The 26,325-nt window shown below is 63.1% G+C and carries 31 protein-coding genes and 2 pseudogenes; 26 read left to right on the top strand and 7 right to left on the bottom strand.

All coding sequences use genetic code 11. From position 1 onward, the window contains the following. Positions 1–32: 32 nt before the first annotated feature. The 26 genes and pseudogenes from ACGI6K_RS11430 (at position 33) to ACGI6K_RS11305 (ending at position 21,574) form a co-directional block, all read left to right on the top strand. On the top strand, positions 33–782 hold the full coding sequence (locus ACGI6K_RS11430) for a phage head morphogenesis protein (RefSeq protein WP_435576097.1): 750 nt from the start codon (positions 33–35) through the stop codon (positions 780–782). Between the two features lie 2 nt (positions 783–784). Continuing rightward, on the top strand, positions 785–1,945 hold the full coding sequence (locus ACGI6K_RS11425) for a DUF2213 domain-containing protein (protein WP_376943468.1): 1,161 nt from the start codon (positions 785–787) through the stop codon (positions 1,943–1,945). Beyond that, positions 1,945–2,442, top strand: a complete 498-nt coding sequence (locus tag ACGI6K_RS11420; RefSeq protein WP_376943470.1) for a structural cement protein Gp24 — start codon at positions 1,945–1,947, stop codon at positions 2,440–2,442. The genes ACGI6K_RS11425 and ACGI6K_RS11420 overlap by 1 nt, the downstream gene beginning before the upstream one ends. Positions 2,443–2,455: 13 nt before the next feature. Then, positions 2,456–3,547 carry a major capsid family protein gene (locus ACGI6K_RS11415; RefSeq protein ID WP_376943472.1) on the top strand — a complete coding sequence of 364 codons (1,092 nt, stop codon included), beginning with the start codon at positions 2,456–2,458 and terminating at the stop codon, positions 3,545–3,547. 2 nt (positions 3,548–3,549) lie between these two features. Beyond that, entirely contained in the window at positions 3,550–3,936 is a 387-nt protein-coding gene (locus tag ACGI6K_RS11410) for a hypothetical protein (protein WP_376943474.1), read from the top strand. A gap of 3 nt (positions 3,937–3,939) precedes the next feature. After that, positions 3,940–4,362: a DUF4054 domain-containing protein gene (locus ACGI6K_RS11405; protein WP_376943476.1), complete on the top strand. Its 423-nt coding sequence runs from the start codon at positions 3,940–3,942 to the stop codon at positions 4,360–4,362. Then, positions 4,362–4,844, top strand: coding sequence for a hypothetical protein (locus tag ACGI6K_RS11400; protein WP_376943478.1), 483 nt, complete (start codon positions 4,362–4,364; stop codon positions 4,842–4,844). The genes ACGI6K_RS11405 and ACGI6K_RS11400 overlap by 1 nt, the downstream gene beginning before the upstream one ends. After that, the gene (locus ACGI6K_RS11395) at positions 4,841–5,221 is read left to right on the top strand and encodes a phage collar protein (RefSeq protein ID WP_376943480.1); all 381 of its coding nucleotides are present in this window, start codon (positions 4,841–4,843) and stop codon (positions 5,219–5,221) included. Before ACGI6K_RS11400 ends, ACGI6K_RS11395 begins: the two co-directional genes overlap by 4 nt. Further along, the gene (locus ACGI6K_RS11390) at positions 5,218–5,727 is read left to right on the top strand and encodes a phage gateway protein (protein WP_376943482.1); all 510 of its coding nucleotides are present in this window, start codon (positions 5,218–5,220) and stop codon (positions 5,725–5,727) included. The genes ACGI6K_RS11395 and ACGI6K_RS11390 overlap by 4 nt, the downstream gene beginning before the upstream one ends. Before the next feature lie 57 nt (positions 5,728–5,784). After that, on the top strand, positions 5,785–9,387 hold the full coding sequence (locus tag ACGI6K_RS11385) for a hypothetical protein (RefSeq protein ID WP_394542903.1): 3,603 nt from the start codon (positions 5,785–5,787) through the stop codon (positions 9,385–9,387). Positions 9,388–9,417: 30 nt separating this feature from the next. Continuing rightward, positions 9,418–10,932: a DUF3383 domain-containing protein gene (locus ACGI6K_RS11380; RefSeq protein ID WP_376943486.1), complete on the top strand. Its 1,515-nt coding sequence runs from the start codon at positions 9,418–9,420 to the stop codon at positions 10,930–10,932. A gap of 12 nt (positions 10,933–10,944) precedes the next feature. Further along, positions 10,945–11,406, top strand: coding sequence for a phage tail fiber protein (locus tag ACGI6K_RS11375; protein ID WP_376943488.1), 462 nt, complete (start codon positions 10,945–10,947; stop codon positions 11,404–11,406). A 1-nt stretch (position 11,407) separates the two neighbouring features. Next, positions 11,408–11,863 carry a hypothetical protein gene (locus tag ACGI6K_RS11370; protein ID WP_376943490.1) on the top strand — a complete coding sequence of 152 codons (456 nt, stop codon included), beginning with the start codon at positions 11,408–11,410 and terminating at the stop codon, positions 11,861–11,863. A gap of 112 nt (positions 11,864–11,975) precedes the next feature. Continuing rightward, entirely contained in the window at positions 11,976–13,664 is a 1,689-nt protein-coding gene (locus tag ACGI6K_RS11365; RefSeq protein WP_376943492.1) for a phage tail tape measure protein, read from the top strand. Next, on the top strand, positions 13,664–14,221 hold the full coding sequence (locus ACGI6K_RS11360; RefSeq protein ID WP_376943494.1) for a phage baseplate protein: 558 nt from the start codon (positions 13,664–13,666) through the stop codon (positions 14,219–14,221). Before ACGI6K_RS11365 ends, ACGI6K_RS11360 begins: the two co-directional genes overlap by 1 nt. Continuing rightward, the gene (locus ACGI6K_RS11355; RefSeq protein WP_376943496.1) at positions 14,221–14,529 is read left to right on the top strand and encodes a phage baseplate plug family protein; all 309 of its coding nucleotides are present in this window, start codon (positions 14,221–14,223) and stop codon (positions 14,527–14,529) included. Before ACGI6K_RS11360 ends, ACGI6K_RS11355 begins: the two co-directional genes overlap by 1 nt. Beyond that, on the top strand, positions 14,519–15,337 hold the full coding sequence (locus ACGI6K_RS11350; RefSeq protein WP_376943498.1) for a baseplate hub protein: 819 nt from the start codon (positions 14,519–14,521) through the stop codon (positions 15,335–15,337). Before ACGI6K_RS11355 ends, ACGI6K_RS11350 begins: the two co-directional genes overlap by 11 nt. Further along, entirely contained in the window at positions 15,334–15,984 is a 651-nt protein-coding gene (locus tag ACGI6K_RS11345; protein WP_376943500.1) for a Gp138 family membrane-puncturing spike protein, read from the top strand. Before ACGI6K_RS11350 ends, ACGI6K_RS11345 begins: the two co-directional genes overlap by 4 nt. Further along, a complete protein-coding gene (locus ACGI6K_RS11340) occupies positions 15,981–16,334 on the top strand; it encodes a hypothetical protein (RefSeq protein WP_376943502.1) in 354 nt (117 codons plus the stop codon). The genes ACGI6K_RS11345 and ACGI6K_RS11340 overlap by 4 nt, the downstream gene beginning before the upstream one ends. Beyond that, the gene (locus ACGI6K_RS11335; RefSeq protein WP_376943504.1) at positions 16,321–17,505 is read left to right on the top strand and encodes a hypothetical protein; all 1,185 of its coding nucleotides are present in this window, start codon (positions 16,321–16,323) and stop codon (positions 17,503–17,505) included. The genes ACGI6K_RS11340 and ACGI6K_RS11335 overlap by 14 nt, the downstream gene beginning before the upstream one ends. Next, positions 17,502–18,122, top strand: coding sequence for a DUF2612 domain-containing protein (locus tag ACGI6K_RS11330; RefSeq protein ID WP_376943506.1), 621 nt, complete (start codon positions 17,502–17,504; stop codon positions 18,120–18,122). Before ACGI6K_RS11335 ends, ACGI6K_RS11330 begins: the two co-directional genes overlap by 4 nt. Beyond that, positions 18,119–19,177: a hypothetical protein gene (locus ACGI6K_RS11325; protein WP_376943508.1), complete on the top strand. Its 1,059-nt coding sequence runs from the start codon at positions 18,119–18,121 to the stop codon at positions 19,175–19,177. Before ACGI6K_RS11330 ends, ACGI6K_RS11325 begins: the two co-directional genes overlap by 4 nt. Positions 19,178–19,279: 102 nt before the next feature. Continuing rightward, positions 19,280–19,933 (top strand): annotated as a pseudogene (locus ACGI6K_RS11320) (polysaccharide lyase family 7 protein); the annotation flags it as partial. A gap of 153 nt (positions 19,934–20,086) precedes the next feature. Next, positions 20,087–20,458, top strand: a pseudogene (locus tag ACGI6K_RS11315) (M10 family metallopeptidase C-terminal domain-containing protein); the annotation flags it as partial. A 193-nt stretch (positions 20,459–20,651) separates the two neighbouring features. Beyond that, positions 20,652–21,137, top strand: a complete 486-nt coding sequence (locus ACGI6K_RS11310) for a glycoside hydrolase family 24 protein (protein ID WP_376949715.1) — start codon at positions 20,652–20,654, stop codon at positions 21,135–21,137. Next, positions 21,134–21,574: a holin family protein gene (locus tag ACGI6K_RS11305; RefSeq protein WP_376949717.1), complete on the top strand. Its 441-nt coding sequence runs from the start codon at positions 21,134–21,136 to the stop codon at positions 21,572–21,574. The genes ACGI6K_RS11310 and ACGI6K_RS11305 overlap by 4 nt, the downstream gene beginning before the upstream one ends. 13 nt (positions 21,575–21,587) lie before the next feature. Here ACGI6K_RS11305 and ACGI6K_RS11300 read toward each other — a convergent pair whose 3' ends face one another. From ACGI6K_RS11300 to ACGI6K_RS11270, 7 genes are all read right to left on the bottom strand, one after another. Then, entirely contained in the window at positions 21,588–22,124 is a 537-nt protein-coding gene (locus ACGI6K_RS11300; protein ID WP_377968478.1) for a hypothetical protein, read from the bottom strand. Then, positions 22,121–22,750 carry a hypothetical protein gene (locus ACGI6K_RS11295; protein ID WP_394542902.1) on the bottom strand — a complete coding sequence of 210 codons (630 nt, stop codon included), beginning with the start codon at positions 22,748–22,750 and terminating at the stop codon, positions 22,121–22,123. Before ACGI6K_RS11295 ends, ACGI6K_RS11300 begins: the two co-directional genes overlap by 4 nt. Continuing rightward, complete coding sequence (locus ACGI6K_RS11290; protein ID WP_394542901.1) at positions 22,732–24,417, bottom strand: DEAD/DEAH box helicase; 1,686 nt, start codon at positions 24,415–24,417, stop codon at positions 22,732–22,734. The genes ACGI6K_RS11295 and ACGI6K_RS11290 overlap by 19 nt, the downstream gene beginning before the upstream one ends. A 2-nt stretch (positions 24,418–24,419) precedes the next feature. Then, the gene (locus ACGI6K_RS11285; RefSeq protein WP_376942483.1) at positions 24,420–25,058 is read right to left on the bottom strand and encodes a hypothetical protein; all 639 of its coding nucleotides are present in this window, start codon (positions 25,056–25,058) and stop codon (positions 24,420–24,422) included. Continuing rightward, complete coding sequence (locus ACGI6K_RS11280) at positions 25,045–25,422, bottom strand: hypothetical protein (RefSeq protein ID WP_376942485.1); 378 nt, start codon at positions 25,420–25,422, stop codon at positions 25,045–25,047. Before ACGI6K_RS11280 ends, ACGI6K_RS11285 begins: the two co-directional genes overlap by 14 nt. 73 nt (positions 25,423–25,495) lie before the next feature. After that, entirely contained in the window at positions 25,496–25,714 is a 219-nt protein-coding gene (locus ACGI6K_RS11275; protein ID WP_377968484.1) for a TrfB-related DNA-binding protein, read from the bottom strand. Then, on the bottom strand, positions 25,714–25,959 hold the full coding sequence (locus tag ACGI6K_RS11270; RefSeq protein ID WP_377968485.1) for a hypothetical protein: 246 nt from the start codon (positions 25,957–25,959) through the stop codon (positions 25,714–25,716). Before ACGI6K_RS11270 ends, ACGI6K_RS11275 begins: the two co-directional genes overlap by 1 nt. Positions 25,960–26,325 lie beyond the last annotated feature (366 nt).

Below are 26,325 nucleotides of genomic sequence, written 5' to 3'. Positions count from 1 at the left end.
TCGGCAAGCCGCTCAGCTACCCGGCAGGCCCTATGCATCGCTATGGCTTCGCCCTGGCGCGGCTGATCGATCCAATGCTACGCGAGTACGAGCACGAGCTTTCGGCAGTCTTTCGCGAGTACGGACCTGGTCTGCAGGCACAGGACGCCAGCCTTGCAAGCCAGGCGCGGATTGCCCTGAACAGGCTGCAACAGAAGTTCGCTCGGATGTTCCGCAAGGCCGCGCCAAACATCGTGAGCCGGATCTTTGGGCGGGTCGACAAGGCTTCTGCTGCAAGCCTTGGCCAGTCGCTCAAGGAGCTGTCCGGTGGCCTGACGCTACAGACCGACATCATGCCGGCGGCGCTGGCCGAGGCCGTGACCGCTCGCACCGCCGAGAACGTGGCACTGATCAAGTCGATACCGCAGGCCTTCCACGAGCAGATCGCCGGCGCAGTGATGCGCTCGATTCAGCCGGGAGCCAACGGCCTGGCCGACGTGACAGAGGCGCTGCGCAAGTATGGCGGGATCACGCAAGCGCGGGCGGACTTCATCGCCCGGGACCAGGTCTCCAAGCTGACCAGCGTGATGAACGCCGAGCGCTCCAAGGCGCTGGGCATCCGCAAGTTCCGCTGGCTGCACTCTGGGGGAGGCGCCGAGCCGCGCAAGCTCCACCTGAAGCTGAGCGGTCAGGTCTTCAGCTACGACGACCTGCCCGTGATCGACGAGCGGACCAAAGAACGCGGATTACCAGGACAGTTGCCGAACTGCCGATGCCGCGCCGTGCCACTGGTGGAATTTTGACCATGCCTGCAACAGCAAGAACTCGAGACATCAATGGGTATGTCGAGATCCAAGGCAACCCGATATCCAAGGCTGGCGTATACCCCTATTCAGGGGCTCAGCTCGGCATGGCAGGCGAAGCGGCAGGGCGGATTTTCCGCGTCTATCGGCCGCCGGAAGAGTTGGCTGACCCCGAGTGCATCGCCTCCTTCCGCCTGCTGCCGCTTGTCGATGAGCACCCGGCCGGCATCCTCGGTGACGAAGAGCTCGGCGCGACACCCGCCGAACTCCACGGCATTCAGGGCTGCATCGGAGAGCAGATCTACTTCGACCCGCCGTACCTGCGTGCCAACCTGCGCCTCCTGTCCGAGTCGATCAAGCGGGCCATCGATATGGCCGGCAAGGTCGAGCTGTCTCCAGGCTACCGCTGCCAGTACGACTTGACGCCTGGTGTCACGCCCGATGGCGAACCGTATGACGCCGTGCAACGCAAGATCCGCGGCAATCACCTGGCACTGGTCGAGGAGGGGCGCACCGGCCCGGACGTCGCCGTGCTCGATCACCTGAAAATCACTCTTGACGCAAAGGAGGTCGCGCCCATGGCCGACGAAAACGAGAACACACAAGACGAAGGCGGAGAGGGCGGCGACATCCTGGCCACTGCCAAGGCCGCGCTCGAAACCCTGAAACCGCTGCTCGAAGCCTCTGCAGAGGTCAAGGCCATGCTCGCCGACCTGATGGGTGCCGGCGATCCGGCAGCGGCCGGCGACCAAGAGCCGGGACCGACTCAGCCACCCGCCGCGATAGACGCACCCACCATGACCCCTGCAGCACTCGACGCAGCCTTGAGTAAGGCGCTCAAGCCAATCAACGATCGCCTGGTCGCACTTGAGGCAGGACGTACAGCGCTCGATGCCGCCGTGATATCAAGCCTGGCAGAGCGTGATGCCCTGGTTGGCAGGGTTTCCCCATTCGTGGGCGCCTTCGACTCGGCCCGCATGACTGTCCAGCAGGTTGCCGAGTATGCGGCCGAGAAGCTAGGCATCCCTGTCGTTGTAAAGGGCCAGGAGCGTGTCGCCCTGGATGCCTGGCTGCATGGCCGCGCTCCTGACATGAGCAAGCCGACAATCGTCGCCGACGGGGCCAATGGCAAGGGCATCTTCGACACCTGGGGGGCTCAGTAATGGCTTTTCAAACTTCCATCGCCGCCGACATCGTCTCCGGCTATATCGGCGAGCTATCGCACAAGGGGCCGATGCGCGCGATTCCGGCACGGATTGCCGCAGATGCCACGCAAGCCAATTGCCTGGTAGGGCGCGCCTACACATACGCCGACGAGGCCGCTGAGACAGTTCGCCCAGGCGGTACCGGACAATTCGCCGGCATTCTGATCAGCCCGAAGTCGTACCCGCGACAAGACCTCTATGACGACACGCTGGATATCCCGCTGAACAGCATCGTTCAACTGCTGCAAATGGGCTACGTCTTCGTCCAGATCGCGTCGGCAGGAGCCTCAATTGGCTCCTCGCTGGTTTATCACACAACGACCGGCGCTCTCGACTGGACCGATACCCCCGGCACTCCACCGTCGAACCATGCCCTGGTCCCCAACGCCATCATCGATCGCCACATGCCCAGCAGCGCGACCCCGCGTCTCGCCCTGGTCAAGCTGACCAACTGATAGGAGTCGCGATATGCGTTCCCGCGTTCATAGCAACATCTCGGGTCGCGAGCTCATGCGTCGCGGCCCCTTGCAACTCGCTCCCGAGCAGTGCGGGCAATACCGCGACCTGCGTCAGCTCGGCATTGGACTCGATGCCGTCGTGGCCAACGATGCGGCCTTGGTCGGCCCGGCCCTGGGTAGCCTTGGCGGGCCGTTCTGGAAGCTTCAGAACTGGCTGCCGGGCGTCGTGCGCCAAATCACGCAGGTACGCCTGATTGATGAGCTGATCGGCGTGATGGCCGTCGGGGCGTGGGAGGACGCGGAGGTTGTCCAGACCACCAGCGAGCTTGCGGCCCTGCCCGAGCTGTACGGCGATCACACCAACATCCCGCTGGCCAACTACCGCTTCGGCTACGAGCGCCGGGAAATCGTCCGGTTCGAGCAAGGATTCATGATCTCGAAGCTTGAGGAGGCTCGGGCCAGCAAGTTCGACTTCAACGACGAAGCCGAAAAGCGCGCGGCGGTCGCCCTGGCAATGGACATCATCCGCAACCGCGTCGGCTTCAACGGCTACAACGCGCCGGAAACCCGCATTTACGGTTTCCTGAACGACCCGAACTTGCCGGCCTATACAACGCTGCCCAACGGCGCGGGCGGCTCGTCAAGCTGGGCGAGCAAGACCTTCCTAGAGATCTGTGCGGACATCCGCAAGATGATGATCGAGCTGGAGGTGGGCTCGGGCGGCAACATCAGGACCGAGACCGATGCCGTGACCATGGCCATCCCACTTGGTCACTCACAGTACCTCGGCCTCGTCGATGCGACCGGCGTTACAAGCGTGCGCGACTGGGCGCGCCGTACATACCCGAACCTGCGCTTCGTGTCGGCACCCGAGCTGATCGCCGCGAACGGTGGTGCGAACGTCATCTACGTCTATGCCGATCGTGTTCCGGCCGACGACTCGACCGACGACGGCAGCGTCATCGTGCAGATGGTCCCGGCTCGCTTCCAGGCCCTTGGAGTCGAGGTCCGCGCAAAGGGGCGTGTCGAGGACTTCACCAATGCGCTTGGCGGCGTGCTGATCAAACGCCCGTGGGCGATCAAGCGCTACTCGGGGGTATGAGGATGAACAAGGTATACGTCTACTCCACCCTGAGTAGCGATCAGGAGTACCGGACGTTCCGCGAGGGCGGTGGCGACCTGCCGCAGGTAGAGGCCTCGGTGGTCATCCGCGGCAAAGCCAACGTGATGGACAAGCACTTCGTGACGCCGGCCGGCATGCTGACCGAGATCACCGAGGAGCAGCTCGCCGTGCTTGAGCGCTGCGAGGTGTTCCGGACCCACGTCAAGCATGGCCATGTCATCGTGTCGCGCGATCTGCTGCCAGTAGAAAAAGTCATCGGCGATCTTGAGGCTCGCGATAAGTCTGCGCCGCTGACCGAGGAGTCGGTCAAGGGGCAGGTCGATGACGTCGTGATCAACAAGACCGCCAAGGCAAAGCCGAAGGAGTAAGCCATGGACCTGGCTGCATTCCGCCAACGATTCCCGCAGTTCGCCAACGTGCCGGATGAAACAGTCACGGCCACGGCAGTCGACGCGGAGTGCTACATGTCCGGGCAGGGCTGCTCATGCGCAGAACTGCAGATTGAGCTGATGACGGCCCACCTTCTTGCGATCCGCACTGCCACGCAGACGGGCGGCAATGGACAGTCCGGCCCGGTCACCAGTGCAACAGTTGGAAAGGTGACAGTTTCGACCACGCCTCCGCCGGTCAGGTCCTCTTGGGACTGGTGGCTGTCGTCGACGCCTTACGGGACTGAGCTACTGGCACTGCTGCGGTCCTGCGCCGTCGGCGGACTGTATGTCGGCGGCCAGCCGGAGCGCGCCGCGTTTCGGTCTGTCGGCGGCAGGTTTCCCCGTGGGGGGAGGGCGCGGTAATGGGCTTCAAAGTGCATCACATCGAGGGCAGTCACGGCATCCTGCTGCGCGCCATTCAGGCGCTCAAGCGCAAACAGGCGGCTGTTGGCTTCATGGACACTGCGCGCTACCCAAGCGGCGAACTGGTCAGCTACATCGCCACTATCCAGGAGTTCGGCTATCCGGCCGGCGGCATCCCAGCGCGGCCGTTCTTCAGGCCGACCATCGCCCAGCAGAAGCAGGCATGGCGCGACCATCTGTTGCGGGGCACACGGCAGGTCATTCTGCGCAGGATCACCCTTGAGGCCATGCTGCGCCAGTTCGCCATGGTGGCGGCGGGAGACGTGGCGACGACTATCTCAAAGATCCAGGCGCCACCTCTGTCCCCGAGAACCATCGCGGCTAGACAGGCTCGCAAGAAAACACCTGGCGTCAGTCACAAACCACTGGTCGACACCGGCCTGATGATCCAGTCCGTAACAGGCGAGGTAATCGACACATGATTCCTGGAGGCAACCTTTTAAGCGCGGCCATGGGCCTCATCGGCGCCCAGCCAGACGTGTACTGGCAGCAGCAGACGGGCCGCACCCTTGACGAAGCCGGCGAGTGGGTACCCGAGTACGCCCCGCCGATGCAGGTCAAGGGGTCGCTCCAGCCGTTGAGCGCGGCCCGATACCAGCAGCTCGGCCTTGACCTGGCGCGCCGGTACTTCTCGTTCTTCACGTCGGCGTCCATTCAGGGCGTCGGCCGGGACAGCTCGGGCGATCTGCTGGATATCGCGGCGCGCCGGTATCAGGCCGAGAGCCTTGTAGATGGAGACTGGAGCGACGTCGATGGGTGGCGCGAAGTGATCGTCGTCGACATAGGGCCGACGCCATGACAGCCCGCGAGTTGGCCATCCTGCTGCGTGCTCAGCTCATCGCCGGCCTTGCGCGGTACGGCGACACCGCAACGCAAGTCGTGCAGGCGTACCAGCAGGGGCAGCAGGGGCGCATTGACGCGGGACTGTATTTCTTTACCGTCACTGGGCACCGCCATGGGTGGCAAGCCCGTCGCCACGTCTATGACCCAGACGCCGACGAGACCGTGACCGAAGAGTCGCAGGTCATCGAGACGACGTTCCAGGTTTTCGGGCTTGGCCCGCAAGCCGAGGACATCACGCATGCGGCGGCAATGGTCTGCAACAGCTTGTTCTTCGTAGAGGGCATGCGCGCAGGGGGCGCGGGTGTCCAGCGGGTCGGCGACGTGCGCAACCCGATTATCCAGAACGACCGGGGCCAATTCGAAGGCAACCCGTCATTCGACCTCATTGTCACGACTCGACAGACGCGGGTGGATCGCCGCCCGGCTGTCGAGCGCGTGGAAATTCGCATGGGCAGGATCTAAATGCCAATCCCTCAATCCCGATACATCAGTGCTGGGGGTGGGGCCAGTGACGCAGACGTGGCTCGCCTGGACCAGCAAGTGCGCCAACTGGCCGCCACTATCCAGGCCCACATCGGCGCCGGAGGCGACGCACACCGGGCAGCCACGGCGACCCTGGCTGGCTTCTTGTCCGCATCCGACAAAGCCAGGTATGACGCGCTCGCGTCGCAAGGGCAGCAGGAGCAGGGCGACAGGTTGTCGAGCGCTGGCATCTTTACGGGCGAGGCCTTCGGGGTTATCGGCGGCCCTGGCCGCGACGAGACGCAAAACATCCTGGCGGCGATCAATGCCATCGGCGATGCGGGCGGCGAGCTTGTCATTCGTGCGGAAAGCCCCGGCGATCCGATCTACATCAACGCGCCGTTGCCCATCGAAGCCAGCAACCTGACGCTGCGTTTCCGTGGCACGTTGCTGATGGGGCCAAACGCATATGTGCGCGTCAATGGCGGCCTGTCTGAAATCGTCCGCCCCGGCATGTCGGGCAACACGCTGGCCTTGCGCGCCCCTTCTACAACGGATGCCGAAGGACGGATGGTCCTGCCGCTTCGCTCCGGCCTCGGCGCGTTCCTTCAGATTGACGACAAGATTACGATTCGCGGGCAGAACGATAAGTTCGGCAAACCGTTCAGCAAGCAAGTTACGACCGTCGTGGCGATCAGTGGCGACAACGCGACATGCGCCGACGAGCCGGGCGAAACTTGGCTGCCGACTTACCCCGATTCAGACTGGCCGCCGGACCATACTACTGGGACCACAATTGGCATCGCCGCCTTCTCCGCGCTGACTGTGGATGCGGTACGGGGAGACGTCGTGCTCCACGTTGCCAACACTAGCTATTTCTCTGCCGGCAAGCTCGTCTATATCAGCGACAGCCGGACCGAAGCCGATTTCATGGCGCCGGTACCGACCACGTTACGGTCTCAGTGCAACATGGAGATCGCCCGTGTTGTTGCCGTGGATGCCGGGTCGAACACAGTCACACTGGACCGAGGACTTTCTCGCGGCTTCCCCACAGCCTGGGGTGGTGGCGTAGCACTCATGGAGCCGGTGGAAAACACACACATTGTCGCCGACCGGCTGTCATGGGACGCGCCACAGCCGAATCGCAGAAATTCTGCCCTAGCCATCAACTATGCTTCGGAATGCACAATACAGGCGGCGTTCGTAGATGGTCGGTCGGGCCGCCTGGGCGCCGCCGCCCGGATCGGCTACAGCTACGATTGCCAGATCCTCAACACTGCGGCCGACGGTGCCTATGGCTTCGGCTCGGCGGAAGGCTACGGCCTGACCCTCTACTACTCGACACTTTGCGCCATTCGCGGCTGTCACGCCACGGGCGGGCGGCACAACTATCTGCTGCAGTCGGCCACCCTCTGTACAGTCGAGGGAAACTATTCTGGCGACGACTTCATCTCCGGCATCGACTTGCACGGCGCCAACTCGGTCGATTGCGTGATCCGGGGCAACCTTGTCCAGGTAGGCGTCCAGCACGCGCCTGGCGTCACAAATAGCGGCGGTATCAGAAACGGCAACACGTCGCACACAATCGGCGACCACGGGACGATCATCGAAGGCAACGTGATCGTCAATTACCGGGGCACGCTGTCTTGCGCAATCGACGTGTCGCCGTCGAGCCGCGATGTCGTCGTGCGCGGCAACGTGGTGATCGACGTCGGCGTTGCGTTCCGGCATTACAAGGTGTCCAGCAGTGTCCCGAACCAGCACAGCAATCGCGTGGTGATCAATGGCAACTATGTGCTGCGCGCCGTGCTGCCGGTCGACATTGAGAACTACACGGGCAACTCGTTCTGGGACGAGCTGATCTTTACCGACAACGAGTTCGTGGATTGCGGCCAGTCGGTCCTGATCGAAGACATCCCTCGCGTTATTTTCTCTGGCAACCGCTACAGGTTGACCACCGCCCGCTCGGGCGAACCAGCCTTCGACTTCCGCTCCATCCCTAACCTGCGCGTGCAGGGCAACGAGGTGCATGGGGCGGCCCGTGGCGGCCGGGCGACTAACTGCGGCACGGCGGCGTTCGTCCGCAACTGGTTCGGCGGTTGCACCGAGGGCAGTACCGTCATGGATGGCGGCGGCAATACCTCGCTGCTTGACGTGCTCAACGGTGATTCGGGTGGCGGCGGTGGCGGGCCGATCACCACGGGCGACATCACGGACTACGTCGAGACGACCGAGGATCTGATCGGCTCAAGCATCGTGGCCGGTACCGGCATCACCAAGTCCTACGACGACGCCACCGGAAAGACCACTATTAGCGCCACGGGCGGCGGGGCCAATGCCCTGACCGGGCTTGTCGTGCCTGCCGGTGATAGCCGCAGCAACCAGAACTGGTCCTATACAAATACCGTGCCGGCCCTCTTGGCGCGCTCGCCGCTCGGCTGGTTCGAGTTGTTATCCCGCCGCGTGCGCGTCGACTCACGGTACAAGCAATGCGTGCCAGGGTACACCGTTGCACAACTCCGGGCGCTGTTCGAAGCCGACACGCCGAATGAATACGGGTTTTCGCCCAGCGAGGTACCACTCGGCACGTTATGGGTCCTGCGGATCGGCACCAACGATATCGCGGGCGGCACCAAGTCGGGCATTGACACCGCTCTGGTAGACCATCAATGGATCGTGGATTGGATGACCGCCCGTGGCGACACTGTGTTCGTCGTCGCCGAGTGGCCACGCGTTGCATCTGGCAATGCGCCGATCAACACAACTGGGCAGCAGCTCATGCAGTATTATCGGGAGGAGATCAAGCGCCGCAACCGTGGAAAAGCCCGCGTATACGTTGTGGACGTGTGGCCGCGAGCCGTCGACCCAGCGAGTACTACCGGCGACCCGCTGTCCACTCCGGCGAGCACCCCGCCGGCCAGCATCCTCAACCCTGACGGCCTGCACAATTCGCCAGGCATCGCATTCATCGAGGGGGAGGAAGAGGCCAGGCTCGCCGAGAAAATTGGGCTACCGATTATCTACCGTGTGACCACCAGCAATGCTGACCTGTACCACGCGACGAACAACCCGGACGGCAACATTCATCCGAACCCGATGCTGCTCGGGTCTGACACAGCAAGCGGCGCGAATTCGGCGGGCATTGAGCCAACCAGTTGGGACATGGACGCCAGCACTGGCCTGACCGCTACCGGCAGCCGCGAGACGATCACATTCTTCGATGGCGAGCGCGAGCGCACAGTCAATGCATTCAAGATGGTCATCTCCGGCACGGCGGGGAGTTCAGGCCTGTACGGCCGCATCCGGCAGTCCGGCCTGTTATCGCAAGTAGCGTCGGGAAACTCGATTGAAGGGGGGGTCGAGTATGTGGTTGATGCCGGCCATAACAACCTCGCCGCCGTGGGCATCGTGATCGACCCTGCCACTACCGCTGATCAAGTGCATGGCATGGTCAATACGGGCGGCACGAACGGCGATCAGCCGATGCCCGCCGTCATCAGCAAGAAATTCTACGGATGCACTCGGTCTCCCAAATACACGGTGCCCGGCACGTTGCCGGCATCGCTATCTTGGGATATCCGCGTGCGCTGCTGTGTAGCGGGTCCTTTCAGCGCAACCGTCTGGTTCATTTCCACGTCGCTGCGCAAGGTTCCGGCATAACCCACATCCATCACATCAAGGAGCAGCCGGATGGCTATCTCTTTTGCCCGCTACGTCGATATCGCCTCCGGCGTGATCGGTACGCAAGTTGTCGCGGAGCGCGAGCTTGTCGGCTTGCGCTTCACAACTGATCCGCGCGTACCCGTCAACGATCCGATCTCGGCGGCAAATGCTGACGACGTGCTGCAGTACTTCGGCGCATCGTCCGACGAGTACGATTTCGCACAGCAGTACTTCAGCTATGTCAGCCCGTCGCCGATCAGCCGCCCACGCCGCCTGCTGTTCGCGGCATTCGCGCAGACCGCCCGCGCCCCGCGCCTCTACGGCGCAGAGGGCTCATACATGCTGGCTACCTTCCAAGCCGTGACTAGCGGTACGCTGAACCTGACCATGGGCTCTCATCAGGCAGAACTGGTTGGCATCAACCTGTCGAGCGCTACAACTCTGGCCGACGTGGCGACCGCTATCCAAGGCGCGATTCGTGCAGAAACCACTGGTGGCGCGCAATGGACCGGCGCGACCGTCACATATGACGCCACCGAGCGAGCTTTTACCCTAGTGGGTGGGGATGCAGTCGACGCGCCAGTCTCCGTCGCAATCGCCTCGACTGGGACCGACCTCGCCCCGCTGCTCGGCTGGACGTTCAGCGCCACAGTTTTCTCGCCCGGCAGCGATCAGCAGACTCCAGTCGAAGCCTTCGCCGCCGCCCGCGACGTGTCGGATAACTTCGGCACCTTCTCCTTCGGCGCCGTGCTGACAGACGACGAGGCCGAGGCTGTGGCGCTGGCCAATGCGGCGCTCAATGTCGAGTTTATCTACCTGGTCAGCGTGACGTCGGCCACTGCCGCAGCTCTCTCGGCCCGCCTCATCAATGTCCCGTCCGTTGGGCTGGTGCTCAACAGCTCGGTCGGAGAGTACAAGGAGGCTCTGATCCAGGCCATCGTCGCCGCGATCGTCTGGACGCGCCGCAACGCGACCGTCAACGTCATGTACCGCCAACTGGCTGGACTCACCGCCGACGTGACGACCACGGCGGACGCCGACACATACGACGGGCTACGGGTCAACTACTACGGCCAGACAGCAAAGGCGGGCCAGCAGTACAGCTTTCTGCAGCGAGGCTACCTCATGGGGCCGCCGACTGCGCCGCTGGACATCAACGTCCATGCGAACGAGCAGTGGCTGAAGTCCTACCTGCAGGCTCGGCTCATGTCGCTACAGCTCTCTCTGGGAAAGATCGCCGCCAACGATTCCGGCCGGGCGACCGTGCTGGCACAGGTGGTCGCCGCCGTCCAGCTCGCAAAGAACAACGGGACGATCAGCGTAGGCAAGGTGCTGGACGCCACCCAGCAGGCGGCCGTCACAGACCTGACAGGCGATCCAGAAGCCTGGCGCGACGTGCAGAGCAAAGGCTACTGGGCGGATTGCCAGATCGTGCAGGAGACCGGCCCCGGCGGAATGCTGGAGTACGTCGCGCAATACACGCTCGCGTACAGCAAGAACGACGTGGTGCGGAAAATTACGGGAAGCCACAACCTGGTTTGAGGATAGACGACCATGACTTTCGATGTTTCTGCCGCCGGCACGGGCGCCCGACTTGTGGCCAGCGAGACTTTCCCCAACGGCTTCGACCTGACATCGTGGGCCGACGATTCCGATCCGTTCGACATCCCGGCCCTGACCACCGCCAGCCAAGCGATGAACGTCAACGGCGACATGGTGACATGGTCGACCCCAGCGCCTATCGTCGTGACAATCAACGTGCTGCCCGGCTCGCCGGATGACCAGAACCTGCAGGCGCTGCTGGACGCCAACCGCCCGGCCGCCGGCCGCCGCGTTGCGCGCGACGTGATCACATTGACCAAGACCAACCCTGACGGGTCTACCGAGACCCTGGCCGACGGCCGGATCACCGGCGGCATGCTGGGCCGCAGCGTCGCCAGCGCTGGCCGGCAGAAGGCATCGTCATTTACGTTCGCCTTCCAAGACATCGCGGTGACCCGCGCGGGAGGTCAGTGATATGGGGGCAAGCCATGAACTGATCGAGCCTGTCGACCGGATCATCTCCGGGCGCGGGGGCAATGAGAAAACATTCGTCTTGTCGTACCTGGATTGTGTTGACGGTCGCAAGATCGCGGCCATGTATCCGGTCGCCAATATGCCCAGGCTTGGGGACTACAAGTCCAGCGAAGAAGCAATGCAGCTCCTGCTGTCACATGTTGGGGTCTATCGGTCCGACGGTACGATCCTGCGGCTATCGACGCTCGACCTGATCCGAAACCACGTTCCAGACCCCATCATGCTGATGAAGCTGGAATATTCGATGCTGGATCACAACTTCGATTTTTTCGGACCCGGCGGCCCCTTAAGCTCGGTCGAGGGGCTGCTCAAGCAGGGCGCCGTGTTGATTACCCAAATGCTGACCCAATCGTTGGCGTCATCGTCTCAGCAGGCCTCGCATCGTACGCAGAGCTGAAAACGTCAATCTCCCTGCGCGAAGCCATGGACCTTTGGGAAATCGCCATCGTCAACCGGCATAACGAATACCTGGCGGTCGAAGACGCCAAGCGGCAACGATAGGGGCGGGCATGTCCATCCTAGATACCTTCATCACGCTCTTCACCGCCGACACGACGGGCCTTGAGCAAGGCGCTGACCGGGCGCGCCGGGAAGCTAATCGGCTGATCGACAGGCTACGTGGCGTTGACCGCGCGGCGACAGGAGCAAGCCGGACGCTTGTCGACATGTTCCGCGAGTTTGACGCCAGGTCGGCGATCCCCGCAGCTCTAGGGGGGATAACAACTGCGCTCGGCCTGGGCGGAGCGGCAGGTGCTGCGAACGACCTGGCGGACGAGCTGGCGAAGATCGCCGCAACGGCGGATTTGGTTGGCGTGTCCGCCCAGTCCGTTGATGGTTTCTCCAAGGTCCTTGGGCAGTTCGGCCTTGACGCAGAGGGCGCGCGGGATGTCTTGATCGACATGGCCGAAGCGGTAGGCGACGCCTTGCAAGACACGGAGGGCTCCATCGCTAAGGCGTTTGCAGGCATGAAGGTCAACCTTCGTGACTCGCAGGGGCAAGCTGTCGATACGCAGGAGGCGTTCCTGCGCCTGGCCGATGGGCTGTCGAAGCTATCCGAAACGGAGGCGACATTCCGCGCCAAGGAAATCGGGATCACGGACCGTGAGGCGCTGTTTGCATTGCGCCTGGGGCGCGAGGAGCTTGAACGCAGATGGAAAGCTGAGGCCGCCGTCAGTCGGGCCACGAAGGAGAATATCGCCCGGAGCAAAGAGTACAGTTTCGCCGTAGGCACTCTGTCGCGTGCGTTTGAGGGGGTTACGACAGGGCTCACCGCCAGCGTCATGCCGGCCCTAACGGGGCTGGCTCGTGCCCTGTCGCCCGCCATTACCTGGCTGGCCGATAACCTGGACATCGTCAAAGGGTTTTTCATCGGCGTTGCTGGCGTCATCACGGCGGTCTACTTGCCCGCCATGCTGAGTGCCGTTGCGGCATCCGCTCCCCTCATCTTGACCATTGCAGCCGTCGCCGCCTTGGGCGCCGCATTCGCCTTGGCGTATGAGGACATTACCGCATTCATGGAGGGCGGAGACAGCATGATTGGCCGCCTCCTTGAGCGCTTTCCGGCGCTCGGCGCGGCGGCATCTGAGCTGGCGAATTGGCTGCGCGCGTCCTGGGAAGGGCTCAAGCAATTCGGAGCCGATGCACTTGCCGCCATCATGCCTCTGGCGCAGTCCATCGGCGACCTGCTTGCGTCTGTAGGTGGGCTGGCATGGGATTTTCTAGCGCTGCTGGTGGACGTGGGGCGGCAGATTTGGAGCGTGATTGATGACGCCGTGCTCGGCGCGTTTCGCACCCTTGCTACGGGGGCTCGGCAGATTCTCGGTGGACTGATCGAGTTCCTGGCCGCAGCGTTCGGCCAGATCGCCAGCATACTACGGAGTGTTGGCGGGGCAGTCGGCACCGTAGCTGGCTTGCTGGGATTTGGTGGCGAGTCCTCGCCCAGCGGGGAGCCGCATGCCGTTGCCATGGGACAGGCGCAAATGGCCGCTGCCGCAGCCAATCCCTTGACCGCCACCACAAGCCAGTCGATCAGCAACACGGCGACCAGCAACCGCCGCGAGTCGTCGGTTACTGTCGGCGAGATCAACGTCCAGACGCAAGCTACCGACGCCCAGGGTATCGCCGGCGCCGTGGCAGACCCGTTGCGCGATCAGCTCCGCAGCCTAGATGAAGAGTTTGCCAGCGGAGTGGACCGGTAATGGCTCAGACAGACCCTCAGGTAATCGAGGCGACGCAGGATCTGGTGGCCATCCTTGATGCCGAGTCCTTTCTGCCCGTGCTGTCGCCGTTGGCGCCGATGCGCGTCACGGTGCGCGAAGTGTCTCGGCTCACAACCTGGCCCGTGGAGGACGGCACCGAGCGGACCGATCATCGCGTTATTCAGCCCGTGGAGATCGAACTGCCGGCGTTGCTGACCGAAAGCGTCCGTGACCAGTTCGAGCTGCTGCGTCAGGCGTACATGGCCGGAACCGAAGTGATAGTGCAGACCCGCGTGCGCAGCTACCCGCGCATGATGATCATGGAGATGCCGCACGACGAGACGCCCGATCAGATGGATGCCCTCGCCGTGGCTGTGCATCTGCGCGAGATACAGACTGTGGAAGTCCAGTTCGGCACCCTCCCGCCCCGCAAAGTGTCCGGGCCTACCGGCAACCCGGCGCAGACCGACACAGTGCGCAAGGGCACGCAACAGACTACATCGAGCGACGCGACAACCCAGCGTCGCGCTTCGGTCCTGTACGGGATATTCAACTGATGCTGACTATTCCTCTCGATCAGATCCCGAACCAGTCGCTGGACCTGTCGATCGGTGGCCATCGCTGGTCCTTGCGCATCAAGCAGGCCCGCGAGTCGATGGTCATCGACGTGACCATGGATGACGCGCTGTTGATCGCAGGCCATCGCATCGCCGTCGGCTCTCCGATCCTGCCCTACCCGCCGATGCAGGTGGCCGGAAACTTCCTGCTGCTGACCGACGGGGACGCGGACCCTGACTACTCGCGCTTCGGCGTAGACCAGGCCCTGGTCTACGTGACGCCGGAGGAGATCGGCAATGGCACTTGACCTGCGGCGCATTCGCGTGGGGGTGGAAATCTCCGGCCGGCTCCAGTTGTATGAGGGGTTGCGTGTCCGGGCGCAGGGCACCAAGTACGCCAGTCCGACAAAGAACGAGGCGACGATCACCCTCACAGGCATGTCGCAAAAGACCCGCGACTACCTGCTGACCGAGACCAGCCCCTTCAACGCCAACCGCACGCCGAAGCGTGTCTATTTGGAGGTCGGGCGGCAGTCGGGCGGCATGTTTCGGCTGTACGTGGGGGACATCACGTCGGCCGAGCCATCCAGCCCGCCCGATATCGATTTGATCCTGCGCTCGAAAACCCAAGCCTCGGCGGCCAATACCGTGGTTGCCAAGTCCGCGCCAGCGACCACCCGGCTATCCGACCTGGTGCGCAATGTCGCGGCCGACCTCGGGCTTGCCCCTGTGTTCGAGGCGCAAGACATCCAGATCGCCAACTACCAGCACGCCGGCAGCAACCTGGCGCAGGTGCAGGCGCTGCAGGACGTTGGCGGCGTATCGGCCTACGTCGACGACGGGGAGTTGATCGTCAAGGACGCCAACCGCCCCCTGAGCAACCGCATTCGCATCCTGAACAAGGACAGCGGCATGGTCGGTCTGCCGAAAGCCACTGAAAAGGGGCTGTCCGTGACCTTCCTGCTCGACCCGGAAACCAAGATCGGCGGGGCGCTGCGCGTACAGTCGGCCCTGAATCCAGCGCTCGACGGCGACTACCTGATCAAGCAACTGAAATTCGACGTGGCCAGCCACGACGACCCGTTTTTCTACACGGCGGAGTGCACCCGGCTATGACTTTGCAGGCCCCCAATCAAGACCAGTCGCACGATGGCAGCCTCGCCGGCATCACCGGCGACGTGCTCGCCCGGTGGCTTCGGGATAAGGTCGACGACATGCTGCCGGCGCGGGTTGTCAGCTACGACGATGCGACCAATCGCGCTACTGTCCAGCCAATGGTCATGGTCGGCATGACGGACGGCTCGGCCCTGGCGCGGCCGAACGTGGCAAGCGTCCCGGTATTCCGTTACGGCGGCGGCGGGTTTTTCATCCGATTCCCGCTGAGGCCGGGAGACCTTGGCTGGATCAAGGCTAATGACCGGGACGTCAGCCTGTATCTGCAGGCACAGCAGCAGACCCGCCCCAACACTCGTCGGTCGCACTCCTTCAGTGATGGGATTTTCTTTCCCGACACGTTGCGCCAATGGGCTATCGCCGGCGGTGACGCGGACGCACTGGTTATTCAGTCGCTTGACGGGCAAACCGTGGTGGCGCTCCGGCAGGACGCGCTCCATCTGCGCCAGGGCACCAGCCAGATTGCTGTGACCGCGTCCGCCGTGGACATCACCGCGCCGTTGCTTCGGCACAACGGCGTCAACATTGGCGCAACGCACGTCCATGGCGGCGTGACCGCCGGGGGCGCTAACACGGGGGTCCCAGCATGAGGACGTTCCTGACCAACCGCAACAACTCACTACAGCTCAACGCAGCCGGCGATCTTGAAACCGTCACAGGCCCCGGTGCCGTGGCCATGGTCGCCCGCCATTTCATGCTCGCCCGGCGAGGCGAAATGATCCACGCGGCTGATCTGGGTATGCCATACGAACTCATCGCGTGGGGCGCCCAGCCCAACATCGCGCAGTTCGAGGCGGCCGGTAGGGCTACCCTTGCGCGGGTGCCTGGCGTGGTCGAGGTGCTGTCGTTTCAGGGACGGCTGGAGGGTGATGGGCTGTTCTATGAGGCGACACTGCGGACCATCTACAGCGAGGATCTGACCATCGATGGCCAGCTATGACTACATCACCTCCACGGGGTTGGTCCTACCGGACACTGGCGAGTTGCGCCAAGAGGTTGAGGGCGAGTGGAGGGATGCCTTCGGCCAGGATCTAGTCACGTCCCCGGAGACTCCGCAAGGCGTGCTCATCACCGCCGAGGTCGAAGCCCGCGACGCGGTTGTACGCAACAATGCAGAACTGGCAAACCAGATCAACCCGGACTATGCCTCTGGCATCTTCCTCGATGCAATATGGGCGCTGACCGGCGGGGCGCGGCTGCCGGCCACATATTCGCAAGTTGCGGGCGTGGTGCTGAGCGGCACGCCAGGTACAATCATCCAGGCCGGCGCTGAGATCGCCAGTGTCACAACGGGGGCTGTTTTCCGCCTGCTTGGTACCGTGCAGTTAGGCGCTGGGGGAGCCGCCACGGGCAGTTTCGCCTGCATCTACCAAGGCCCCATCGGCGCGCCACCCGGCACGTTGACTGAGATCCGTACAGCCGTTCTTGGATGGGAGACCGTGACTAATCCGACGGCGGCAGTGCTCGGTGTGCTTGAGGAGAGCGACACGGCCGCCCGGCGCCGGCGCAGATTGACGCTAGCCCTGCAGGGGCGCCAGACGCCGGAGGCCGTGCAGTCGCTGCTTGCCGATCTGCCCAGCTATCGCAGCCACACTTTTCGCGAGAACGTCACAAATGCGCCGCTGACAATAGACGGCGTAACCCTCGCCCCGCACTCCATCTACGTTTGCGCGGACGGCGCGACTGATGCAGATGTGGCCGCCGCGCTGCTGGAAGCCAAGGGCGACGGCTGCGCCTGGAACGGTGGAACGACTGTCAATGTGATCGAGCCGATCAGCGGCCAGAGCTATGCCGTGCAGTTCGACCGACCAGCCGTCATCGGGGTGTTTGTCCGCGTGACTGCCCGGTTCAACGGCCTCGACGGCCAGACCATCATCGAGGATGCCATCGAGCAGTACGCGAGCGGCACGATGGCCGGCGAGACCGGCCTTGTCGTCGGTGGCAGTCTGTCGCCGTTCGAGCTAGCCGGCGCGGTCAATCGTGTCGAGCCCCGGATCTTCGTCACGCTTGTCGAACTGTCGACAGACGGCATCAACTACGCCGTCCAGACCATCGCCGCCAACGTCTCGCAACTGATCGCTATCAGCAACGTGCAAGTGGTCGAGATATGAGACTGACGCATTGCTTGCTCTGGGAGCACGAAGAAGCCGCCGAACTACTCTCCCTGCTTGTCAGCAAAGGCGCCTGGTACGACGCTGAGCACGACCGCTTCTGGTCAGATTGGGTCCGTGATGTGTTTGACCTGCGGACCGCCAATGCCTTCGGTTGCTCGGTGTGGGCGAGGATTCTCGCCGTACGACTTGACCTGATCGCGCCTGCCACTATTGGGCCGTCTTTCGGATTCGGTGCCAACAACCGCAACTTTGGGCGTGGCAACTTCGGGCGCCGCGTGCCAGGGCGAGTGGGGCTCTCGGTCGAGCAGCAGCGTCTGGTGCTGCGCGCCCGGTATCTCCAACTCATCAGCCGCGGGACCGTGCCGGAGATCAACCGCATCCTGCAAATCCTGGTCGGCGACCGTGGGCCGGCGTGGGTCATCGACAACCACGACATGACGACGACCGTTTTTCTGGGCTTCGCCCCGGACAGCCAGCTTCGGCAGATCCTGGACAACTTCCCGCTGATTCCAGTGCCGGCCGGCGTGCAGGTCAACTATCAATTCGCCGTGCAACCGGCCTGGGGGTTCGGCGATGACAATCTCAACTTCGAACATGGGGGCTTCGCGGAATGACGAAGTATTTTGGTACTCCTTTCGCTAACACCGGGGACCGCGATGTCATCCCAGACAGCACGCAGCCCGACGGCAGCGTGTCGTATGCGGCTGGCTTCGGCTTCGACTATGAGCGCGACCTAAATTCAACGCCGCCGGACCCTGACGCTAAGGCTGTCCCCCGCGCCGGCACGAACGGCATCTTATACGACATCACGGATGCGCTGCGTGCGCTCCAGCGCTTCGGCGCCCCAGAATACTTCCCCGCTGCCGCGCCATATGCCATCAATTCCATGGTTCGACACAGTAATGTGGTCTGGCGTTCGCTGATCGATAACAACAACTCGGTACCGGGGTCGGATGGTAACTGGACCGCTATCAGCAGCGTGCCAATCGCAAGTGAGATGACCGCCGGCATTATCGAGATCGCCACGGCTGCCGGAACGGCAACCGGCGCCGATGGGACTCGGGCCGTTACCCCCGCCGGCCTCAAGCCGCTGCTGGACGCCAAGGCGCCCATTGCATCCCCAGGTTTAACGGGGAACCCAACTGCACCGACGCAAAACGATAGCGACAGCTCGACACGTCTCGCAAATACGCAGTGGGTCCGCATTCGGATTGCAAATGCTCTGGCTGGATACCAGGCCGCCCTTGGATTCGTGCCAGTGCAGCAGGGCGGCGGCATCGGCCAGGCGAACAACAAGCTGTACATCGGCTGGGATGGCGGCGGTCTGCGGTTACAAGTTGACGGCAGCCCGCAGGGGCAGTTCCTGACTGACGTAAATGGTGACGCCAAAGTCAGCGGGTACGGGTATATCAAGAGCTCTGCGGTCTCCGGTCTCGTCATGCCGGCCGTAGCAGCGGCTGGGCATACTGCTATCGGGACGTTCGGCTTTTTCTCTCGCGTGTCCGGCGCGACGTCGGCGCCTGGGGATATCGTGTCGGGGGCCGACCTACGATGGACAAACGGCGATGGCCGTCGCGATGGCGGCAATCCGCCCGGCGTCTGGCGGTGCCACGGGTCATCCGACGGGTCGACAGAAGGTCAATCTACGCTATGGCAACGAGTGTCCTGACATGAGCTGACATCAACAGCGCGGCTAGCCGCGCGCTCCGAGCGCAACATTAATTCAACCCAATGCCCGCCCTGTGCGGGTTTTTTCGTTCAAGGAGACACTATGACCGGCATCGATCTTTCGCGCTGGAACCTAACGATCCCCACAGGCAAAATCGTCCCGACCAAGGACCTGCCGGCCTACAAATCGCAGTATTTCATCCACACGGCCGAATTCATCCGCTTCGTCGTCCCGCACGGCTTCGACGGTGCCGGCACGACGCCGAACAGCAAATACCTGCGCAGCGAGCTACGCGAGACGCTGCCGAACGGCGACGACAACGAAGCAAACTGGAAGATCGGCAGCGCTCCGCTGCACGCCCTTGTCGCCACTTGCCAAATAGACTCTTTTGCTGCCTCCGGCAAAATGATCGCTGGCCAGATACACGGCGAGGGCGACAAGCCGCCGATGAAGTTGCAGGCGACCCGCATCGCCGGCACCAACACTTTCGAGCTTTTCTTCCAGCACCGCACTGCGCTGGACGGCGACGAATCCAAGCCTAAGTTCGAGCATGTCTTCGCGCTCGGCGAGCCCATCGAGTATGAGATCCGTGTCACCAAAACCGGCCTGCTGTCTTGCACAGTGAACGGCGAAACCCTGAGCGCCCAGCTCGACGTTTCGAGCTATGCAGGCGACACCTGGTACTTCAAGGCCGGCTGCTACAGCCAGGACCTGAAGACCTCCACCGGCACCGGTCAGACGACTTTCACCCGGCTGGTTGCTCACCACGGCACTGCAGAGGGGCTGGCTGAAAAGCTAGCGGCTGTGGAAGAACCCACGCCGGCCGAAGAACCCGAAGAACAACCTAAGCAACCGGTTGAAGAACCATCCGATGAGCAGCCCGCAACCGAGGAACCAACTGTGAACGAAGACGACAACATCACTGGCACCGCAGAAGACGACCTGCTCGATGGTGGCCAAGGCAAGGATCGGCTGTCCGGCGGCGCTGGCGGCGACGTGTTCCGCTTCTCTGCCCGCACCGACAGCTACCGCACCAACAGTGCCAGTTTCTCCGACCTGATCACCGACTTCGACCCCGCCCAGGACGCGCTCGACCTGTCTGCGCTGGGTTTCACCGGCATCGGCAACGGCTATGACGGTACTCTGCTGGTGCAAGCCAATGCCGATGGCACGCGCACCTACCTGAAGAGCTACGACGCGGACGCCGAGGGCCGGCGCTTCGAGGTCGCCCTGGATGGCAACCACGTCGCCGCGCTGGTCGCTGGCGGCAACGTCTGGTTTACACGCGACGATGCGATCCGCTGGCACTTGGCCCGCGCTGACATCTACAGAGCCGCAGTGACCCGTCATCTTGAGGCTATTGATGCGATCTGCGCGGCCTGACGCAACACCGCGCAACACAGACCGCCGCCGGCGGTTTTTTTACGCCTGGAGCCCGCATCGCGCGGGCTTCTTTTTGCCTGGAGAAAACCCCATGGCTCGAATCTCTGCTGCGGTCGCCGGCGGCATCAATGTGCTCGCCTTCCTGGACCTGATCGCCTGGAGCGAGGGCACTGATAACGGCCGGCAGCCGACAAATGACAACGGTTATGACGTGGTTGTAGGCGGAGGCCTATTCGCGGGCTATGCCGATCACCCGCGCAAATTGATCAGCCTGCCGCTGCTCGGCATCAAGTCGACCGCAGCCGGCCGCTACCAGATCCTGTCGCGCTATTACGACCACTACAAGCGGACGCTGGGCCTGCCAGATTTCGGCCCGATCAGCCAGGACAAGATCGCGCTCCAATTGATCCTGGAGTGCAAGGCTCTGGAGGATATCAAGGATGGGCGCATCGATGCCGCAATTCGCAAGTGTCGGTCTCGGTGGGCGTCTCTCCCTGGCGCTGGCTACGGCCAGCACGAACACGCCGTCGATGATCTGCTCGCCCAGTACATCGCCGCCGGCGGGGTGCTGGCATGAGCCTGCTGTCCACCGCCACGGCACTGCTGCCGACGATTTCGGGGCTGCTCGATCGCGTCATCCCCGACCCGCAAGCCAAGGCCCAGGCGCAGCTCGAACTGCTCAGGCTCCAGCAGGATGGGGCATTCCGGGAACTTGACGCGGCCCTGCAGACGAGCCTCGCCCAGGCGAAGATCAACGAGATCGAGGCGCAGAGCCAGTCGAGCTGGCAAGCCGGCTGGCGGCCGTTGGCCGGCTATGTCTGCGTGGGCGGGCTGGCCTACGAGTTCCTGCTGCGCCCGCTGCTGCCCTGGGTGCTGACGGTGGCCGGTGTGCAGGGCGTGCCGCCGCTGCCGTCGCTCGACGACGTGCTGTTCGAGCTGCTGTTCGGGATGCTCGGTCTGGGTGCGCTGCGGACGGCAGACCGGTGGAAGAGGGTGAGTGCTATTTCGAAGTAGAGGGGAATTGCAATCATACCCCGCACGGCTCCATCCGCGCCTCGCGTATTCGCCTATTCAGCGGCACGCGCAGGTAGCTCTGATACCTCGCCTGCGGACTCTCTGCCGCCGCGAGTTGATCCTGCACGGCGGACAGGAATGCGACAGTGATTGAGGGCGGCAGGGTGATGCCGCGCAGGCCGCGGACTGTGTTTGTGGCCGAGTCGACGACATGGACCTCGACCATGAGCCGCTGATCGCCGGTCGTGATATCGGGCAGGGACAACTCATCGCGCGGGATCAGCCGCGCATCGAACGGGCAGTCAAGCTCGATGGGCTTCTGGCCAGCCGCGCGGAAATCGAAAAGCAGCACGATCAGCGGGCCGTCGACGTACAGTCCAGCCCGCATGCTGCCCTTGCGCATGAGCTTGGTTTCCGACGGTATCAGATCGGGCATGCCGATCTGCAGGATCGACCCCGTCCGGCCGAGAAAGTGCGCGGCCGCACCCTCGGTAGAGGCCAGCGGCAGCGGGTATTCCTGGCCAACGGCCAGCTCTATGTGCTTGATCATTCAACGACCTCCAGTCCGTACACACTCATGAATTTAGCCAGCCGTTTCAGGTTGGCGAAGGACTCCGGGTCCCGCTCGATCATGACGCACGGCAGGTCCAGGTCCCATGCTGCCACGCCGGTCGCACCGCTGCCTGCGAACGGATCACAGACGTCGCTCACCTCGAAACTGCCCAGCAGATCCGTGATTGCCTGGGCGTTTTTCGCGTGGCCATGGGCCTGGATGTTGTCGCGCGGTGCGTGGAATATCGTTGGCCAGAAACCATTTCCCTCGAACACGTCGCTACGCTGCCGGCACCGGCGGTCGAATGCCGATTTCACGCCGGGCCGGGTAAGATACACCCCGGTCTGGTGCAGGTAGTGCGGCTGCTGGTAGCTCCGGGATTTTTTCGGCAATACGCCATCTAGCACGAAATCGAAATTCAGCCGCCAGTCCGTGCGCGGCATGAACTCAAGCAACTGGCGCATGGTCGTGATGAGCACCAGGTGCCGTGCCTCGAACCGGCCGAGGATGCGGGCCAGCTCGGCGCCGCTCATGTCATAGGGCGGATCGGTCAGGATTAGGTCGCAAGCGCGGCCGTGATCGGCGGCGTCGCCGTTGATCAGTGTTACCTGTTGTCTATGCATTTTTTGTAGATCAGCATGGGTTTGCTGCTGGACCTCGATTTGAGGTCGGCAGCGGTGAAATGGGTCATCCATAATTGACGGTCGGCCGCCGCCGGCGAGGTGAGCCATGCGTTGATGTCGATGATCGGCACGCCGCCGGCCTGTAGGCGCGCGACGAACCAGCGGCGCAGGTCGGCAATGGTGCGGCCGACAAGGTCGCTGCCGTCCCGGTAGTCCGGCCAGACGATCTCCGAGCGTAGCCGCTCTAGCTGCTGCTGCTTGCGCCGCTCGCACCGTGCCTGCGCGATCAACTCCGCGTCGATGCGTTTGATGTCGAAATAGTATCCGCCGATCTGATCGCGCTCGTGCAGTGCGTTTGCCGCGCCGCACTCCGGGCAATGCGTGAGGCGGACCTTGTAGATCGCGCCGCACTCGGCACATGGCGCAGTTGGCACACGCTCAAGCCCTTTGGGCGGGTTGATCAGGTCCCACTTCACCGGCTCGTCTGGCTGTCCGTGCTGCGCGACCATGCCGGTGTGATCGATGATGATGGCGCGGCGCTTGCCTGGTGCCGGACGCAGCACGCGCCCGCACAACTGCCGGTAGCGCGGGAATGAGGCGGTACGGGTGGCGATGATGAGGGTTTCGCAGGCCGGTAAGTCGAATCCCTCGCCAACCATGTCGACGTTGGTGAGCACACGGATATGCCCGGCGCGGAAATTTTCGATCAGCCGGGCGATTTCAGCCGGGGTCTGTTTCGAACTGATGCAGGCCGAGGGGATGCCGGCGGCGCGGAACTGTTCGGCGAATTCCTCGGCGTTTGTGATCGCCGGGGCCATGAGGATGGCGCGGCTGCCATCGGCCAGGCGACGGTATTCGCGGATCGGGTCGCCGAATATCGCCAACTCGCCGGTTGAGTAGTCCAGGCCACGGGTTGCCGAGGGGGCAATCATTCGCGGGCCACGGTACACGGTCGCCTCGCCCATGGCTTCGAGCGTGAGGTCATGCTCAAGTTGCGCGTACAGCTCATCTGGCGATAGCGAGTCGTCTAGGTTGTATGTCATGCGCGCGGCGTAGCAGACGAAATCGCTCAGGTAGCCGCGCTCGATCAGCACGCGCACGCTGTCATTTCCCAGCGCCTCGGCCTGCACCAGGCGCTCGAACAGGCCGCCCTTGCTGACGTGCAGGCTCTCGCCGTCCATCCGCGCAGGGGTTGCCGTGAATCCGACGATGCGCGCGTTTTTGAATATCTCCCGAAGTTGCCCCCACTGGTTATCTGGCACCACATGATGCGCCTCGTCGATGACGATCAGCCATGGCGCTGCGGTATCGATCTCCAGCCGGCCGTGGCGGCGAGCGGATACGAGGCTGGCGATGCTGGCCACGCGGCGGGTGGCGTGGCCCCGGCGGATGTAATTCCGCCCATGCGGCCGGTGGGCGAGCATGCAGCGCCGGCGGGTGTGCTCGGTGCTGATCGTGTCGTGGTCCAGCCCGAACGCTGCGAGTTTCTCGCTGATCTGCTGGATCAGGATGTTGCGGTGCGCCACCAGCAAGATGCGCGGCGCCCAGGCAGCCAGCGCGGCCTCGATGGGAGTTTTCCCCCCGCCGGTGTCGAGCTGGACCAGGTCTGCGCTGGTGCTGGCCTGGAGTTGCTGGAGGATGTCGGTCTGGTAGTCTCTGAGCTTCATGCTCAACTCCTTTTTCGCCCGTATTTGCGGCGAAAACCGGCCAGCCGTTGCTCTTTAAGCTTGGCTGCATCCGCAGCGTACTCATCCGTGAGCATGTAGTCGATGTCCAGCTCGCGGGAGTCGATCCAGAACTTCGCAGTATCGGCCCCTGCGATAGCCAGCAGGCGCTCTGCATCGCCGCCGGCATCCTGCAGCCGCTTGTGACGGATTGTCTGCGCCCATGCTACCTGTTTTTCCGAGCCTTTAAGTTTCGCCAGGCCAAGAAACGCTGCCTCGGCCTGCGCTTTCTCGGTCTTTGCCTGGCGGGCCACGACCTTGCGCTCCGAGTAAAAATCGGGCGGCAGCCAGCTATTGCTGGGCATGCCGAAGATGCACGGGTTTATACCGCTCCAGAAAAGTCGCTCGTCGCTGCTACCATCGAGATCAAGCCACCAACTGGCGCGGTTTGCCTTCCGCAAGCGGTCGGCGATGCTTGCGCGCTCGATAGGGCTTGAGATCATCAGGCCACCGCTCTTGCGCGGGCCTTTGTATGTGTCGAGTACCCGGAGCAGTTCAGGTAGCAGGGTTGCGCGGCGCGCCTCGGCGGCCGCGATGATGTCGGGGGTCTCGCCAACCAGCGAGGGGAGGTTAGTCGAAGTCATACAGAGACTCCTGCTGACCAGCGTCGCCGGCGGGTTTCTCGGCCAGCCCGATGGCCTGCAGCAGCACAGGGTGACGGGCGATTTCTTCAGCAATCCGCTGGCGCAGGACCAGCACGTCGCAAGCCTCACCGAGGCGCCAGGCTAGGACGTCACAGCGGTCGAGGTAACGTCCTTCGTCATCCCATAATAGTAGCCATCCGTCGCCATCGAAATATTCGACTGATCCAGCCACTCCGGTGTTTTCGGGGGTCGGCATTCCGCCGAAGCTAATCCCGCCCGGAAGACCGCGGGAGATTTTCACGAATGTGCCGTGAGGAGCATCGGCGATATAGATGCGGAGCATGATTTTTTCTTCTAGCGTCATGGCTTTCTCTCCAAACCCGGAAACCGCCGGGTCGGTGGTCAGTGCTTACCGACCATGCAGCCATTATACACTCTTAAGAGTGTATATCAAGCCCTGCTGCTCGCTGGGCGAGAGATAATCCTCGCCGGCATGTGGTCACTGCATTGCTTACCGCTTGAGGTGATACACCGGTGGCCCGCGCCGCGTCTGCGGCGCTCAGCGCTTCGACGAGGACTAGGCGGGCCGCTTCCTGGCTTGCACTTCCCCGCATTCTGAGCAGTTCGGCCAGGGCCTCGAACTGCTCGTCGCTCATCACTCCGGCCACTGGATTTCCTCCAGGCGGCCCCGCCAGTAGTCTGGGCGGCCAGGCTCCCGGTCGAAACGGTGGTAGGCGAGCTGCCGGTTATCGCAACTGATGACGGCCGCCAGCGGCTGGCCGTCCAGGTCGGTTCGCCCGACCAGCTCGGCGAATGCGGCGAGCGCCACGTCCCGACTTTCCGTGACCGTCTTGTCAGTCACGCGCTGGCCGGGGTGGCGCAGGTATGCACGATAAACCATGAATTCTCCTTAGGAGCGGTCGGTCGGTGCTTGCCGACCATGTAGCCATTATACACTCTTAAGGGTTGGATTTTGGTGCCCGGACGGGCGAGGAGGGAGGCGGCGACCCAACGTTCCAGCACCCGGCCGCCGCCAAGCGTGCAGGCAAATTCTGCAAGCTAGAAAATGGTAATGGCTTTGCGCTAGCAGAGATATTGCGGAGCGTCAGTGACTGGTGCATGACATTACCGAAATCGCCAAGAAGCGGAGCGTAGCGAGAACGTGATACACAGTTTGAACAAACGTGACATGCTATTGCATAATTTTCACAGCGTAGCAGTTGCGGGCGGCTTAAGCTGTTGATTTAAAATGATTTCAGGTTAAGTA

Origin of the sequence: Azorhizophilus paspali (assembly GCF_043587585.2) — a bacterium.
GTDB lineage: Bacteria > Pseudomonadota > Gammaproteobacteria > Pseudomonadales > Pseudomonadaceae > Azotobacter > Azotobacter paspali.
Note: the sequence above shows the minus strand (reverse complement) of the source record. Positions and strands in the feature narration are given on the sequence as shown.